15 protein-coding genes and 1 riboswitch are annotated in these 14,299 nt (G+C 72.0%); of the genes, 12 read left to right on the top strand and 3 right to left on the bottom strand.

The genetic code is table 11. The features are described 5' to 3' along the window. The first annotated feature begins 31 nt into the window (after positions 1 to 31). Positions 32 to 1,198 carry an NlpC/P60 family protein gene (locus tag HHX33_RS32135; protein ID WP_182877856.1) on the top strand — a complete coding sequence of 389 codons (1,167 nt, stop codon included), beginning with the start codon at positions 32 to 34 and terminating at the stop codon, positions 1,196 to 1,198. Between the two features lie 19 nt (positions 1,199 to 1,217). Here the strand turns inward: HHX33_RS32135 and HHX33_RS32130 are convergent, their stop codons facing one another. Next, entirely contained in the window at positions 1,218 to 1,721 is a 504-nt protein-coding gene (locus HHX33_RS32130) for an inorganic diphosphatase (RefSeq protein WP_111697804.1), read from the bottom strand. Between the two features lie 86 nt (positions 1,722 to 1,807). On the opposite strand from HHX33_RS32130, the gene dacB reads away from it, so the two are divergent. The 11 genes from dacB to HHX33_RS32075 all read left to right on the top strand — a co-directional run bounded on the left by dacB (position 1,808) and on the right by HHX33_RS32075 (position 11,586). Beyond that, complete coding sequence (gene dacB / locus HHX33_RS32125) at positions 1,808 to 3,193, top strand: D-alanyl-D-alanine carboxypeptidase/D-alanyl-D-alanine-endopeptidase (RefSeq protein ID WP_310741615.1); 1,386 nt, start codon at positions 1,808 to 1,810, stop codon at positions 3,191 to 3,193. A 61-nt stretch (positions 3,194 to 3,254) separates the two neighbouring features. Then, positions 3,255 to 4,307: a zinc-dependent metalloprotease gene (locus HHX33_RS32120; RefSeq protein ID WP_182877855.1), complete on the top strand. Its 1,053-nt coding sequence runs from the start codon at positions 3,255 to 3,257 to the stop codon at positions 4,305 to 4,307. A gap of 61 nt (positions 4,308 to 4,368) precedes the next feature. Then, positions 4,369 to 5,379, top strand: coding sequence for a tRNA lysidine(34) synthetase TilS (tilS, locus tag HHX33_RS32115; protein WP_182877854.1), 1,011 nt, complete (start codon positions 4,369 to 4,371; stop codon positions 5,377 to 5,379). 12 nt (positions 5,380 to 5,391) lie between these two features. Next, positions 5,392 to 5,949 (top strand): hypoxanthine phosphoribosyltransferase, encoded by a 558-nt coding sequence (hpt, locus tag HHX33_RS32110; protein WP_244302458.1) that lies wholly within the window; start codon positions 5,392 to 5,394, stop codon positions 5,947 to 5,949. A gap of 266 nt (positions 5,950 to 6,215) precedes the next feature. Further along, complete coding sequence (gene ftsH / locus HHX33_RS32105) at positions 6,216 to 8,222, top strand: ATP-dependent zinc metalloprotease FtsH (protein WP_111701856.1); 2,007 nt, start codon at positions 6,216 to 6,218, stop codon at positions 8,220 to 8,222. A 2-nt stretch (positions 8,223 to 8,224) separates the two neighbouring features. Next, complete coding sequence (gene folE, locus HHX33_RS32100; RefSeq protein WP_310741614.1) at positions 8,225 to 8,824, top strand: GTP cyclohydrolase I FolE; 600 nt, start codon at positions 8,225 to 8,227, stop codon at positions 8,822 to 8,824. A 59-nt stretch (positions 8,825 to 8,883) separates the two neighbouring features. Further along, positions 8,884 to 9,807, top strand: a complete 924-nt coding sequence (gene folP, locus HHX33_RS32095; protein ID WP_259403085.1) for a dihydropteroate synthase — start codon at positions 8,884 to 8,886, stop codon at positions 9,805 to 9,807. A gap of 22 nt (positions 9,808 to 9,829) precedes the next feature. Beyond that, complete coding sequence (locus HHX33_RS32090) at positions 9,830 to 10,261, top strand: nuclear transport factor 2 family protein (protein ID WP_111701853.1); 432 nt, start codon at positions 9,830 to 9,832, stop codon at positions 10,259 to 10,261. Continuing rightward, positions 10,258 to 10,623: a dihydroneopterin aldolase gene (folB, locus tag HHX33_RS32085; RefSeq protein WP_111701851.1), complete on the top strand. Its 366-nt coding sequence runs from the start codon at positions 10,258 to 10,260 to the stop codon at positions 10,621 to 10,623. The genes HHX33_RS32090 and folB overlap by 4 nt, the downstream gene beginning before the upstream one ends. After that, positions 10,620 to 11,120 carry a 2-amino-4-hydroxy-6-hydroxymethyldihydropteridine diphosphokinase gene (folK, locus tag HHX33_RS32080; RefSeq protein WP_111701849.1) on the top strand — a complete coding sequence of 167 codons (501 nt, stop codon included), beginning with the start codon at positions 10,620 to 10,622 and terminating at the stop codon, positions 11,118 to 11,120. The genes folB and folK overlap by 4 nt, the downstream gene beginning before the upstream one ends. Before the next feature lie 16 nt (positions 11,121 to 11,136). Continuing rightward, a complete protein-coding gene (locus HHX33_RS32075) occupies positions 11,137 to 11,586 on the top strand; it encodes a DUF3180 domain-containing protein (RefSeq protein ID WP_182877853.1) in 450 nt (149 codons plus the stop codon). A gap of 26 nt (positions 11,587 to 11,612) precedes the next feature. On the opposite strand, the gene HHX33_RS32070 is transcribed toward HHX33_RS32075, so the two are convergent. Together HHX33_RS32070 and HHX33_RS32065 are read right to left on the bottom strand one after the other, a co-directional pair. Then, entirely contained in the window at positions 11,613 to 12,794 is a 1,182-nt protein-coding gene (locus HHX33_RS32070; protein WP_182877852.1) for an NADH-quinone oxidoreductase subunit D, read from the bottom strand. A 54-nt stretch (positions 12,795 to 12,848) separates the two neighbouring features. Beyond that, positions 12,849 to 14,123, bottom strand: a complete 1,275-nt coding sequence (locus HHX33_RS32065) for an aminotransferase class V-fold PLP-dependent enzyme (protein WP_182877851.1) — start codon at positions 14,121 to 14,123, stop codon at positions 12,849 to 12,851. A gap of 49 nt (positions 14,124 to 14,172) precedes the next feature. Then, a riboswitch (SAM riboswitch) is annotated at positions 14,173 to 14,288 on the bottom strand. Positions 14,289 to 14,299: the final 11 nt, after the last annotated feature.

The following is a 14,299-nucleotide window of genomic DNA, read 5'->3' as shown; positions in this document are numbered from 1 at the left end:
CTGAGGGGAGTGGAGCAGGGAAGGGGAAGGAATGCCACTCCTCAGGGCATCGGGGCTGGTCGCCGGGCTCGGGTCAAGTCTGGTCCTCACGTTGGGGGCTCCGGCGGGAGCCGATCCGAAGCCGTCGTCGAAGGACGTCGCCAGGGCACGGCAGCAGGTGCAGGAGCGGGCGCGGGAGCTGGGCAGAGCGTCGGCCGATCTCGCCACCGCCCAGGCCCGCCGGGACGCGCTGGACGCCGACGCCGAGCGGCTGGTCGAGGCGTACAACGGAGAGCTCGTACGCCTGGAGCAGGCGCGCGCCGCCTACGAGCAGTCGGAGCGGCGGGTCGGCCAGGCGGCCGGCGAGTTCGACCGGTTGCGGAGCGTGGTGATGACCCGGGTGGCCCAGGGGTACGGCCGGCTGCGGCTGGCGCCGTCCGCCGCGGCCGTGCTCGGCGGCTGGGACGACGCGGACGGGTTCCTGCGAAGAGCCAGCGTGCTGACGCAACTCGGCGACGAAGAGAACGCGACGCTCGCGGAGATGGACGACGCGCGGAAGATCTACGAGATCCTCCGAGAACAGGCGGCCCGCGCGTACGCCGAGCAGTCCCGCACCGCCGACCAGGTCCGGCAGGCGAGGGACGCGGCGCAGCGGGCCGTCGCGGACCAGCTCGATCAGACCCGGCTGATCGAGCGGGAGAAAGAGGAGATCTCCGAACGCCTGGACGCCGCCCGCGCCCGCGTCGACGAGCTGAGACAGGCGAGGAGCGCGGCCAGGCAGAGATCCCGGCGCCAGGCTCCCCCCGCGCGGAGCGGCATGGCGATCCCGGGCTGGGCGGCCCGGCTGCCGTCCGGCCGGGGCGGGGAGGCGGCCCAATGGGCGCTCAAACAGATCGGCAAACCGTACGTGTGGGCCGCGGCCGGCCCGTCGGGGTTCGACTGCTCGGGACTGACCATGCGGGCCTGGCAGCGGGCGGGGGTCTCACTCGACCACTGGACCGGCACCCAGTGGACCTCGGGACGGCACGTCCCGCTCAGGGAACTGCGCAGCGGCGACCTGCTGTTCTACGGCAGGCTGAGCCGCAGCCCCGGCACCATCCATCACGTGGGCCTCTACATCGGGCGCGGCCTGATGGTCCACGCCCCCCAGACGGGGGACGTGGTCCGCATCTCACCCATCTGGCGCCATGATCTCGTCGGCGCCACCCGGCCCGCCTAGTGCCCCCCGCGGCACCGGCTCAGTGGTCCTCGCCCTGGTGGTCGATCTCCTCGTACCGCTTGATGCTGGCGACGATCTCGGCCTCGGCCTCGGTGCGTCCGACCCAGTTGGCGCCCTCGACCGACTTGCCGGGTTCGAGGTCCTTGTAGACCTCGAAGAAGTGCTGGATCTCCAGCCGGTCGAACTCGGCGACGTGGTGGATGTCGCGGATGTGCTCCATCCGCGGATCGGTGGCCGGGACGCACAGCACCTTGTCGTCGCCGCCCTTCTCGTCGGTCATCCGGAACATCCCGACCGCCCGGCACTTGATGAGGCAGCCGGGGAAGGTCGGCTCCTGGAGCAGCACCAGCGCGTCGAGCGGGTCTCCGTCCTCGCCCAGCGTGTCCTCGATGAACCCGTAGTCAGCGGGGTACTGGGTCGACGTGAAGAGCATGCGGTCCAGGCGAATGCGGCCGGTCTTGTGGTCCACCTCGTACTTGTTCCGTTGTCCCTTGGGAATCTCAACGACAACGTCGAACTCCACTCGTTCCTCCGCATGAGTCCCCGGTCTCCCGGGCTGGCGTTAATGTCTCGTAAGCGTGTTCAAGGTCGGCGCGAAGTGAGGGTGACGTGGTGCGACGTGAGCGCTGGGTGGTGGTGTCCACCCTCGCCCTGCTGCAGATCTTCGTCGTCCTCGCGGGCAGCTATCTGATCGCCCATGACGCCGACAGGACCCCGGCTCCGGTCGCGTCCCCGAAGCCGAACCCGATCCCCCTGGTGACCGCGGGTCCGGTTCTGGCCGCGGTGGGGGATGGGGCTCTCCCCGCCAAGGGTACTTTGACCACCCGGCTCGCCGCTGCGATGGGTGACCCCGCCCTGGGCGGCAGCGTGGCCGGCATCGTCCTCGACGTGACGACCGGCGCCACCGTGTTCGACGGCCGCTCGGGCACTCCCATCACCCCCGCCTCCACCACGAAGGTCGTCACCGCGGTGACCGTGCTGGCCTCGGTGGGCCCCGACGCCCGCCTGGCGACCCGGGTGGTCAAGGGGACCGCCCCGGGCTCGATCGTCCTGGTCGGCGGGGGCGACCCCACCCTGGCCGGCCCGGGGACAAGCGCCGCGGAGCGGAAGGACGCCTACCCGAGGCCGGCGTCGCTCGACCAGCTCGCCTCCCGTACGGCCAAGGCGTTGAAGGCGGCCGGCGTGACCTCGGCCGACCTGTCGTACGACGCGTCCCTGTTCGGCGGGCCGCGTACGGCGCCGGGCTGGAAGCCGACGTACATCCCCGAGGGCAGCGTCGCCCCGGTGTCCGCGCTCATGATCGACGAGGGCCGGGCGGCGAACGGCGCGCGGGTGCCCGACCCGGCGCAGACCGCCGCCGCCGCGTTCGCCGCGCTGCTCAGGAAGAACGGCGTCAAGGTGGGCAGGGACGTCGGCCCGGGCCGGGCCCCGGCCGCCGCCCAGGAGCTGGCCCGGGTGGAGTCGGGGCCGGTCTACGCGCTGGTGGAGCGGATGCTCACGCACAGCGACAACGACCTCGCCGAGGCGCTCGCCCGCCAGGCCGCCGTGAAGGAGGGCCAGCCGCACACGTTCGAGGGCGTGGCCGCGACGGTCCGCCGCGTGCTCACCCGTCTCGGCGCGGCCGAGGGCGTGGAGGTCCACGACGGCAGCGGCCTTTCCACCAGGAACCGGATCACGCCCGGCGGCCTCGCCCGGATCCTGGCCCTGGCGGCGTCCCCGGGGCACCCCGGCCTGCACTCGCTGATCAGCGGGCTGCCGGTCGCCGGCTTCACCGGGACCCTGCACAACCGGTACGGCAGGTCCGGCTCGGCGGCCGGCGCCGGATTGGTCCGCGCGAAGACGGGCACTTTGAACGGCGTGAACACCCTGGCGGGGATCGCGTACACATCCGAGGGCCGGCTGCTGACCTTCGCGTTCATGGCCGATCAGGTGGCCGATCCGACGCAGGCCATAGCCGCGCTCGACAAGATGGCCACGATCGTCTCCCAGAGCTGAGGTGTCGGATCCCGCTCGGCCGCCCGCGCGGCGGGCAGGCGGAGAACGTACGGTGGTGAGTATGCAGGTGATCGACTGGGATCTGGCCGTCACGACCGGAGTGCGCCTCGTGCGACCGGGCCCGCAGGTGAGCCGCGAGGAGGCCAGGCAGGCCGTCCTCGAACTCCGGCGGCTGTCGCGGGACGCCGAGGGGCACGTGCGGGAGTTCACCCGCATCGACTCGGCCCCGCCGGAGGCGGCCACGGTGGTGGACCGCCCCGGCTGGATCCGCGCCAACGTCGACGGTTTCCGGGTCGTGCTGGAGCCGCTGACGCAGAAGATGTCCAACGTGCCGGCGATCGTCGGCGCCGTCGGCTCGCGCATCACGGGTCTTGAGGTGGGCGCGGTGCTGGCCTTCCTCGCCTCCCGGGTGCTCGGGCAGTACGAGCTGTTCCTCCCGCCGGACCCGTCCGGCGTCGCGCCGACCGGCCGGCTGACGCTGGTCGCGCCGAACATCGTGCACGCCGAGCGCGAGCTCGGCGTCGACCCGCGCGACTTCCGCCTCTGGGTGTGCCTGCACGAGGAGACCCACCGGGTGCAGTTCACCGGCGTACCCTGGCTGCGGGAGTACGTGCGCGGCCAGATGACCGAGTTCCTCCTCGCCTCCGAGATGGACCTCGCGACGCTGCTGGAGCGCCTGCGCGCCGCCTCCGACGCGGTGGCGGACGCCTTCAAGGGCGGCGAGGGCAATCTCATCGAGGCCATCCAGACGCCCGAGCAGAAGGCCGTGCTCGACCGGGTCACGGCCGTGATGACGCTGGTCGAGGGGCACGGCGACTACGTGATGGACGCGGTCGGGCCCAGCGTGGTGCCGTCGGTCGCCGAGATCCGCGCCAAGTTCCAGCGCCGCCGCGAGGGCGGCTCCCGCGTCGACCAGCTGGTCCGCCGGCTGCTCGGCATCGAGCTGAAGATGAAGCAGTACGCCGAGGGCTCCCGCTTCGTCCGCACGGTGGTGGACGAGGCCGGGATGGACGGGTTCAACAAGGTCTGGACCTCGCCGGAGACGCTGCCCGACCGCGACGAGATCGCCGACCCCCACGCCTGGATGTCCCGGGTCCTCGCCACCTCCTCCTGACCCGCGCTCCTCCTCACCCGTGCTGACCCGCGTTCGCGCGGGACACCGCGAGAATGGGCCCATGGGCCCGCATCCCGCCGTCGCCGACGTCCGCCGTGCCGTACGGCTGTCGCTCGCGGACCTCGCCGCGCGCGCGCAACCGGACGCGGGGCCGGGGCCGCTGGTCCTGGTGGCCTGCAGCGGCGGCGCCGACTCGCTGGCACTGGCCGCGGCCACCGGGTTCGCCGCCCCGCGCCTCGGCCTGCGCGCCGGGCTGCTGACGGTCGACCACCGCCTGCAGGAGGGCTCGGCCGGGCGGGCCCGCGACGTCGTACGGCTCGCGCCGGCGTTCGGCCTCGGCCCGGCCGAGGCGCTGACCGTCACGGTGGGGACGGCCGGCGGCCCCGAGGCGGCGGCGCGGGACGCGCGTTACGCCGCGCTGTCGGCCGCGGCCGACCGGCTGGGCGCCGCCGCGGTCCTGCTCGGCCACACCCTCGACGACCAGGCGGAGACCGTGCTGCTGCGGCTGGCCCGGGGCAGCGGCTCCCGGTCCCTGTCCGGCATGGCGGAGGTCTCCGGGATCTACCGGCGGCCGCTGCTGTGGCTCGGCCGGGAGCGCACCCGGCAGGCCTGCGCCGCCCTCGGCCTGCGGCCGTGGGACGACCCGCACAACGACGACCGCGTCTACCGCAGGGTCCGCGTGCGGCACGACGTCCTGCCGGTGCTGGAGGACGCGCTGGGACCGGGGATCGCCGAGGCGCTCGCCCGTACGGCGCGGCTGTGCCGGGACGACGCGGACGCCCTGGACGGGTGGGCCGCGGAGGTCCACGCGCGCTCACGGGGACCGGCGGGGGAGCTGCGGGTGCCCGATCTCGCGGACGTGCCGGCCGCGGTGCGGCGGCGGGTGATCAGGCGCGCCGCCGTCGAGGCGGGGGCGCACGCCTCCGCGCTCGCGGCGGTGCACATCGAGGCGGTCGACCGGCTGGTGACCGGCTGGCACGGGCAGAAGGGGGTGAACCTACCCGGGGGGGTGGTTGTGGTCAGGCGCTGTGGCACCCTTGTCTTCGCTGTGGACAACGTCTCGCTCGCGTAAGGAAAACCCCAGGTGGATGCAGCAGACATGGGCAAGGACCTCTCCCGCGTCCTCATCTCGGAGCAGGAGCTGCAGGCGAAGATAAAGGAGCTGGCCGGCCGCATCGACGCCGACTACGCCGGCACGGAACTGCTGATCGTCGGTGTGCTGAAGGGCGCGGTGATGGTCATGGCCGACCTCGCCCGCGCGCTGCACGTGCCCGTCCAGATGGACTGGATGGCCGTGTCGTCGTACGGCGCGGGGACCAAGTCGTCGGGCGTCGTGCGGGTGCTGAAGGACCTCGACACCGACATCGCCGGACGGCACGTGCTCGTGGTCGAGGACATCATCGACTCGGGCCTCACCCTTTCGTGGCTGTTGAACAACCTGAGGTCGCGCAGTCCGGCGTCCGTGGAGATCTGCACGCTGCTCCGGAAGCCGGACGCGGTGAAGGTCGAGATGGACGTCCGATACGTCGGTTTCGACATCCCCAACGAGTTCGTCATCGGGTTCGGCCTCGATTACGCCGAGCGCTATCGCAACCTGCCGTTCATCGGGACTCTTGCGCCGCATGTGTACGGAGGGGAGTAAGCCCTTAGCGAAGTGCCCCGCCGATCGTGCGTTATTGGGCGCCAGGTCGGGGAACACGGGGTTGGCTGACGTACGTTGGAAAGGCAAAGCCGGAGCCGCTCGGGCAGTTACCCGACGCGGCGGCCGGGTGTACCTTCGGATATCCGTGGGGAGCCGTTCGGCGTCCCTCGGTAGCCAGAAGGAGCGGTAACGGATGCCGCGACCCCGGGTCCGCCCGGGGCAGGCCTTGGTCAGGAAGGGACGGGCCCGCCGGGGTTCCGCAACGGATGGATCTCAAGCGATTTACACGTGGCCCACTCCTGTGGATCCTGGGCATCGTATTGCTTCTCCTGCTCGTCACCACGATGTTCGGCGGGGACGGCAACTACACCACCGCCGACACCTCGACGGTCGTCCAGCAGATCCAGCAGGGCAATGTCAAGAGCGCGACCGTGGTCGACAAGGACCAGCGGGTCGAGTTGACGCTCAAGCAGCCGATCACGGTGCAGAACAAGAGCGTCACCCGCATCCAGGCGCCCTGGGTCGAAGGGCAGGGTGTCCAGCTCACCCAGGCGCTCGACACGTCCAAGCCGTCCGAGGGCTGGACCGTCGAGGTGCCGAAGGAGAACTTCCTCCTCAGCCTCCTCGCCAGCTTCCTGCCGATCATCGTCATCGTCCTGATCTTCCTGTTCATCATGAACCAGATGCAGGGCGGCGGCTCCCGGGTCATGAACTTCGGCAAGTCGCGGGCGAAGCTGATCACCAAGGACACCCCCAAGACCACCTTCGCCGACGTGGCGGGCGCCGACGAGGCCATCGAGGAGCTCCAGGAGATCAAGGAGTTCCTGCAGGCCCCGGCCAAGTTCCAGGCCATCGGCGCCAAGATCCCCAAGGGCGTCCTGCTGTACGGCCCGCCCGGCACCGGCAAGACCCTGCTCGCCCGGGCCGTGGCCGGCGAGGCGGGCGTGCCCTTCTACTCGATCTCCGGTTCCGACTTCGTCGAGATGTTCGTCGGCGTGGGCGCATCCCGCGTCCGTGACCTGTTCGAGCAGGCCAAGGCGAACGCCCCCGCGATCATCTTCATCGACGAGATCGACGCCGTCGGCCGGCACCGCGGCGCGGGCCTCGGCGGCGGCCACGACGAGCGTGAGCAGACGCTCAACCAGCTTCTCGTCGAGATGGACGGCTTCGACGTCAAGGGCGGCGTGATCCTCATCGCCGCGACCAACCGGCCGGACATCCTCGACCCCGCCCTGCTCCGTCCCGGCCGCTTCGACCGCCAGGTCGTCATCGACCGGCCCGACCTGGAGGGCCGCAAGGGCATCCTGCGCGTCCACGGCCGCGGCAAGCCGTTCGCGCAGGACGTCGACCTCGACGTGATCGCCCGCCGGACCCCCGGCTTCACCGGCGCCGACCTCGCCAACGTGATCAACGAGGCGGCTCTGCTGACCGCACGGCAGGACCAGAAGCTCATCACGATGTCGACCCTCGAAGAGTCGATCGACCGCGTGATGGCCGGTCCGGAGCGCAAGTCGCGGGTCATGTCGGACCAGGAGAAGAAGATCATCGCCTACCACGAGGGCGGGCACGCCCTGGTGGCCCACGCGCTGCCCAACTCCGACCCGGTCCACAAGATCACGATCCTGTCGCGCGGCCGCGCCCTCGGTTACACGATGACGCTGCCGATGGAGGACAAGTTCCTCGCGACCCGGTCCGAGATGATGGACCAGCTCGCCATGCTGCTCGGCGGCCGCACCGCGGAGGAGCTCGTCTTCCACGAGCCCACCACCGGCGCGTCCAACGACATCGAGAAGGCGACCTCGATCGCCCGACGCATGGTCACCGAGTACGGCATGAGCGAGCGGCTCGGCGCCCGCAAGTTCGGCAGCGGCAACGGCGAGGTCTTCCTCGGCCGCGAGATGGGCCACGAGCGCGACTACTCCGAGCAGATCGCCTCGGCGATCGACGAGGAGGTCCGCCGCCTCATCGAGAGCGGGCACGACCAGGCGTGGGAGATCCTCGTCCAGTACCGCGACGTGCTCGACAACCTGGTGCTGGAGCTCATGGAGAAGGAGACGCTCTCCCGGGAGCAGGTCCTCGAGATCTTCTCGCCCGTGGTGACCAAGGAGAAGCGGCCCTCCTACGCCGGGTACGGCAAGCGCCTGCCGTCGGACCGTCCTCCGGTCATCACGCCGAAGGAGCGGGCCAACGGCAACGGCTCGGCGCTCCCGGCCGGTGGCTCCGGCTCGGCCCCGTGGGTGAACGACCAGCCGGCGCAGCGGGACGAGGCCTGACCGTGGCCGATCCGCACGCGGCGGAACCGCCTTCCGGATTCGACCATGGCCGGATCGAGAAGGCCGTACGCGAGATCCTGATCGCGATCGGGGAGAACCCCGATCGCGACGGGCTCCGCGACACCCCCGCCCGGGTGGCGCGGGCGTATGCCGAGCAGTTCGCGGGTCTGGGGCAGCGTCCCGAAGACGCGCTGACCACGATGTTCGACGCGGACCACGACGAGATGGTGCTCGTCAAGGACATCGAGGTGATGTCCACCTGCGAGCACCATCTGCTGCCGTTCCAGGGCGTGGCGCACATCGGGTACACGCCGAACGAGAAGGGGCGCATCACCGGCCTGTCGAAGCTCGCCAGGCTGGTGGACGTCTACGCCCGCAGGCCGCAGGTGCAGGAGCGGATGACCTCGCAGATCGCCGACGGCCTGATGCAGGTGCTGGAGCCGCGCGGGGTGATCGTGGTGATCGAGGCGGAGCACATGTGCATGACCATGCGCGGCGTGCGCAAGCCCGGCGCCAAGACGATCACCTCGGCCGTCCGGGGCGACTTCCGCACCAGCGAGGCGACACGGGCCGAGGCCATGTCGCTGATCCTGCGTGGTTGAGTGGGCGGGTGCGCTCCTGCCGGACGAGCCCTGCCGAACCGGGCACTAGGCTGGACCCCATGACCACGTCGAGCGTGCCCGGCATGCCGGAGGCCGAGCGCTGTCTGGTCATGGGTGTGGTCAACGTGACCCCCGACTCCTTCTCCGACGGCGGGCAGTGGTTCGATCCCGACGTCGCGATCCGGCACGGCCTCGACCTGGTGGCCGAGGGCGCGGACATCGTGGACGTGGGCGGCGAGTCCACCCGCCCGGGCGCGGCCCGGGTCTCGCTGGAGGAGGAACTGCGCCGCGTCGAGCCGGTGATCCGCGCCCTCACCCAGGAGGGCGTCACGGTCAGCGTCGACACCATGCGGGCGGAGGTCGCCGAGGCGGCCGTCGCGGCCGGGGCCAGACTGGTCAACGACGTGAGCGGCGGCCTGGCCGACCCGGCGATGCCGCGTGTGGTGGCCGCGACCGGCGTGCCGTACGTCGTGATGCACTGGCGCGGGCACAGCCGCGACATGGACAACAGGGCCGTCTACGGCGACGTGCTGACCGAGGTGGCGGAGGAACTGCGCAAGCGGGTCGACTCCGTGCTGGCCGAGGGGGTGCGGGAGGAGCAGATCGTGCTCGACCCCGGCCTCGGTTTCTCCAAGAACGCCGAGCACAACTGGGCCGTGCTGGCCGGCCTCGCCGAGCTGAACCGGCTCGGCCATCCCCTGCTGGTCGGGGCGTCGCGCAAGCGGTTCCTCGGCCGGCTGCTGGCCGGGCCGGACGGCGAGCCACGCCCCTTCGACGGCAGCGACGACGCCACCGTCGCGGTCACCGCGCTCGCGGCGCAGGCCGGGGCGTGGTGCGTCCGGGTCCACCGGGTGCGGCCGAACGCCGACGCGGTGCGCGTCGCCGCCGTCTGGAGGGCAGCAGGCGTACGACACGCGGCAGGCGGACGGGACGCAGTAGCCGCACGACACTCAGCCGCGCGACATGCCGACGAGAGCCGGTGAGGATATGCCGACAGGGACGCCCATGAAGGACATCGAGGAGCTCAACCAGGCGTTCTACAACGCCATCGAGGCGGGCGACCTCGACAGGATGTCGGAGATATGGATCGAGGACGTCCCGGGACGTCCGGCGCTGTGCGTCCACCCCGGCTGGCCCATGCTGAGCGGGCGGTCGGAGGTGCTGCGCTCGTGGGCGCTCATCATGGCCAACACGACGTACATCCAGTTCGTGCTGACCGACGTGCAGACCACCGTGCTCGGTGACGTCGCGGTCGTCACCTGCGCGGAGAACATCCTCACCGCCGCCGACAGCGACGAACCGGGTTTCGCCGCCGGCCGGGTCGTCGCCTCCAGCACCTATGTGCGGACCTCCGGGGGGTGGCGGTTGTGGCTCTACCACGGATCTCCGGTCCTGCAGAGCGACGACGAGGACGAGGAGGAGGACCAGGAGCAGTGAGCCGCGACGCGGTGCGGTTGACGGGGTTGCGGGCGCGCGGCAGGCACGGGTGCCTGCCGGCCGAGCGCGAGCTCGGCCAGGAGTTCGTGATCGACGTCTGCCTGCGTCTCGACACCGCCCCGGCGGCGGCGGCCGACGACCTCACCCTGACGGTCGACTACGGCGCGCTGGCACTGGAACTCGTCCGGATCGCGGAGGGCGAGCCGGTCAACCTCATCGAGACCCTCGCCGAGCGGCTGGCGGCGGCCTGCCTGGCCCACGACATGGTCGAGGAGGCGGAGGTCAGCGTGCACAAACCGGCGGCGCCCATCCCGCTACCGTTCGACGACGTGGTGGTGACGATCAGAAGGGGGCGCGCATGAGGGTCGTGATCGCACTCGGCAGCAACCTCGGCCGGCGCATCGAGAACCTCCAGGGCGCCGTCGACGCGTTGTTCGACGCCCCCGGGCTCACGTTCGTGGCGGCGTCGCCGGTCTACGAGACCGAACCGGTCGGCGGACCCACCCAGGGCGCGTACCTGAACGCGGTGGTCGTCGCCGAGAGCATGCTCGACCCCCGCGCCCTGCTCGACCGGGCGCACAGCGTCGAGAACGCCTTCGGCCGTGAGCGCGCGGAGCGGTGGGGCCCCCGGACCCTCGACGTGGACCTGATCGCGGTCGGCACGCTGATGTCGGACGACCCCGAGCTCACCCTCCCGCATCCCCGCGCGCACGAGCGGGCGTTCGTTCTGGTGCCGTGGGCCCAGGCGGACCCCTCGGCGGTGCTGCCCGGGCGCGGGTCGGTCGCGGCCCTGCTGGCCGACCTGGACCAGAGCGGGGTGCGGCTGCGCACCGACCTCGTGCTCGAACCCCCGGCCTGACGAGGAGAGACCCCGCGTGAAGCCCAGCAATCCCGGCGTGCTCGTCGGTCTCGTGGTCGTGTTCGCCGTGATCACCTGGGGCCTGCTGCGGCAGTCCTACTCCGTGGTGCCCACACTGCCGTGGACCGCGGTGCCCACCGTGCTGCTGCTCGCGCTCGGTGAGGCGTACACGGGCTGGCTGACCCGGGCGAGGATCCTGCGCCGCCCGGACACCAAGCCCGTCGAGCCGCTCGCCGTCGCTCGGCTGGCGGCGCTGGCCCAGGCCACCGCGTACGCGGGCGCGGCGTTCGCCGGGGTCTTCGCCGGTTTCGTCCTGCGTGTGCTGGACCTGCTCGACCTGGACAAGCCCCGCCAGGACGCGATCGTCGGCGGCGGGTCGTTCGTGGCGTGCGTGATCCTGATCTGCGCCGCGCTCTTCCTCGAACACTGCTGCCGGGTGCCCGGCAAGCCCGACGGGGAGAGCTGACCCTTGCTTCCAGGCTGCTCGCCGGCCTACTTGTCGATGTCGCCGACCACGAAGAACATCGAGCCGAGGACCGCGATCAGGTCGGCGACCGAGTGGCCGGGCAGCATCTCGCGGAGCACCTGGACGTTGTTGTAGGAGGCGCTGCGCAGCTTGAGCCGCCAGGGGGTCTTCTCGCCGCGTGACACCAGGTAGTAGCCGTTGAGGCCGAGCGGGTTCTCCGTCCAGGCGTACGTGTGGCCCTCCGGCACCTTGAGCACCTTCGGCAGGCGCTGGTTGATCGGGCCGGGCGGCAGGTGGCGCAGCCGCTCCACGCAGGCGTCGGTCAGGTCGAGCGACACCTTGACCTGGTCGAGCAGCACCTGGAACCTCGCCTGGCAGTCTCCCGCCGAGCGGGTCACGACCTTCACGGGCAGCTCGCCGTACGCGAGGTAGGGCTCGTCGCGCCGCAGGTCGAAGTCCACCCCGGAGGCCCGCGCGGCCGGGCCGCTCACGCCGTACTGCATGATCGTCTCACGGTCGAGCACACCGACGCCGCGGGTGCGCGCCACGAAGATCTCGTTGCCCGTGACCAGCTCCTCGATGTCGGGCAGCCGCCGCCGCACGGCCGCCACGGCGGTGGTCACGCGGCCGAGCCAGCCCTCGGGCAGTTCCTCCTTCAGCCCGCCCACCCGGTTGAACATGTAGTGCATGCGGCCGCCGGAGATCTCCTCCATGACGTACTGCAGCGTCTCCCGCTCCCGGAAGGCGGGGAAGACCGGGCCGGCCGCGCCCAGCTCCAGCGGATGGCCGCCGAGGAACATCAGGTGGTTGAGCACGCGGTTGAGCTCGGCCAGCAGAGTCCTCGCCCACACCGCCCGCGGCGGGGGCTGCATGCCGATCATGCGCTCGACCGCGAGCACGACGCCCAGCTCGTTGGCGAACGCCGACAGCCAGTCGTGCCGGTTGGCCAGCACGATGATCTGCCGGTAGTCGCGCACCTCGAACAGCTTCTCCGCACCGCGGTGCATGTAGCCGACGATCGGCTCGGCGGCCACGATCCGTTCACCGTCAAGGACGAGCCGCAGCCGCAGCACCCCGTGCGTGGACGGATGCTGCGGCCCGATGTCGAGGATCAGGTCCTCCGTCGCGAGCCCTCCCGGCCGCACCGCGTCCGCCCCGGCCCCGATGCCCACCACTCGCTCGACACGCGGGCCGTCCTGCTCGGTCATACCGTCCATGCTTTCACGCCCGTCACCCACCGGCGAAAGCCACGGCGGTCGGGGTCAGGCGGGGGCGATTTCGCGGAGGGCGGTGATGAGGCGGTCGACGTGCTCCTCGGTCGTGCCGATGCCGATCGAGGCGCGTACGGCGCTCACCGTGCCGTCCGCGCAGCCCTCGTCCTCGGCGCCGCCGAGGAGGTGGCGGACGAACGGGTGGGCGCAGAACTTGCCGTCCCTGACGCCGATGCCGTGCTCGGCCGACAGGATCTCGGCGACCTCCCGGGCCGGGCGGCCCTCCACGACGAACGACACGATCCCGACCCGCGGGTGGTCCGGGCCCCACAGCGACAGTTCGCGTACGCCGGGGATCGCGGCGAGCCCGGCGCGCAGGCGGGCGAGCAGCCGCTCCTCCTCCCGCACCAGCGGGGTCCAGCCGGTCGCGGCGAGGGCGTCGCAGGCGGCGGCGAGCGCGACCGCGCCGAGCACGTTGGGCGTCCCCGCCTCGTGCCGAGCCTCGGGGTCGTCGCTCCACTCGGTGGTCTCGCCCACGGCTCGCACGGCTCCGCCGCCGCGCAGGTACGGGTCGGCGGCGGCGAGCCAGTCGGGCCGGCCGACGAGCACGCCCGCGCCGAACGGCGCGTAGAGCTTGTGCCCGGAGAAGGCGACGTAGTCGAGGTCGAGCGCGGCGAGGTTGAGCCCGCGGTGGGGGACGAGCTGGGCGGCGTCCACGGCGATCCGCGCGCCGTGCCGGTGCGCGATGTGCGCGAGCCCGGCGATCGGCCACAGCTCTCCGGTGACGTTGGACGCGGCGGTCACGACGAGCAGGGCCGGGCCCTCGATCGCCGCGAGGGCCTCGTCGGCGGCCCGGACGGCCTCGCCGGGGAAGGCGGGCGGCGCGAGCCGTACGGCGTCGGTCCAGGGCAGCAGCGAGGCGTGGTGCTCGGTGCCGAACACGACGACCGTGGTGCCCTCGGGGAGGCTGCGGGCCAGCAGGTTCATCGCGTCGGTGGTGTTGCGCACGAAGACGAGGGCGTCGCCGGGGCGGGCGCCCACGAAGGCCCGCACGGTGTGCCTGGCCTGCTCGTACCGCTGGGTCGTGAGCTGCGAGGCGTAGCCCGCGCCCCGGTGCACGCTGGAGTAGGCCGGCAGCGCCGCCGCGACGGCGGCGTTCACCGGCTCAAGACAGGGCGCGCTCGCCGCGTAGTCGAGGTTCGCGTACGGCACGAGCCGGCCGCCCCGGACCGGGACCTCCAGGTCGGCGCCCACGACCACCGGTACGCGCACCGGCTCGGACACGGGGTTGGCGGGCTGCTGCGGGACGAAGGTGAGAGCGGACAACGCCAGGCCTCCTCGGGTCGGGGACCCCTGCCATGGCGTCGTACGGCGGAGCCCGCGCTTGCCCGGCACACCGCGCGCCGGGCCCGGTCCTCACCCGGGGCACCCCGCCGCGAGCGCGAGGGTTGCCGGCCAGCAAGCCGGGGCTTGACGCTGGCACTCATGACCTGAGCGCACTA

Source organism: Microbispora sp. H10670, assembly GCF_014161385.1.
Taxonomy (GTDB): Bacteria; Actinomycetota; Actinomycetes; order Streptosporangiales; family Streptosporangiaceae; genus Microbispora; species Microbispora triticiradicis.
The sequence above is the reverse complement of the archived record's forward strand: the minus strand, read 5'-3'. Positions and strand labels throughout refer to the sequence as shown.

What these genes read in the sequence shown, in the direction of transcription:
- ftsH (WP_111701856.1), top strand. Translation starts at nt 6,216, where the DNA reads ATGGATCTCAAGCGATTTACACGTGGCCCACTCCTGTGGATCCTGGGC.
- tilS (WP_182877854.1), top strand. Translation starts at nt 4,369, where the DNA reads ATGGGCCCGCATCCCGCCGTCGCCGACGTCCGCCGTGCCGTACGGCTG.
- HHX33_RS32120 (WP_182877855.1), top strand. Translation starts at nt 3,255, where the DNA reads ATGCAGGTGATCGACTGGGATCTGGCCGTCACGACCGGAGTGCGCCTC.
- HHX33_RS32070 (WP_182877852.1), bottom strand. Translation starts at nt 12,794, where the DNA reads ATGACCGAGCAGGACGGCCCGCGTGTCGAGCGAGTGGTGGGCATCGGG.
- folK (WP_111701849.1), top strand. Translation starts at nt 10,620, where the DNA reads ATGAGGGTCGTGATCGCACTCGGCAGCAACCTCGGCCGGCGCATCGAG.
- folP (WP_259403085.1), top strand. Translation starts at nt 8,884, where the DNA reads ATGACCACGTCGAGCGTGCCCGGCATGCCGGAGGCCGAGCGCTGTCTG.
- HHX33_RS32135 (WP_182877856.1), top strand. Translation starts at nt 32, where the DNA reads ATGCCACTCCTCAGGGCATCGGGGCTGGTCGCCGGGCTCGGGTCAAGT.
- HHX33_RS32090 (WP_111701853.1), top strand. Translation starts at nt 9,830, where the DNA reads ATGAAGGACATCGAGGAGCTCAACCAGGCGTTCTACAACGCCATCGAG.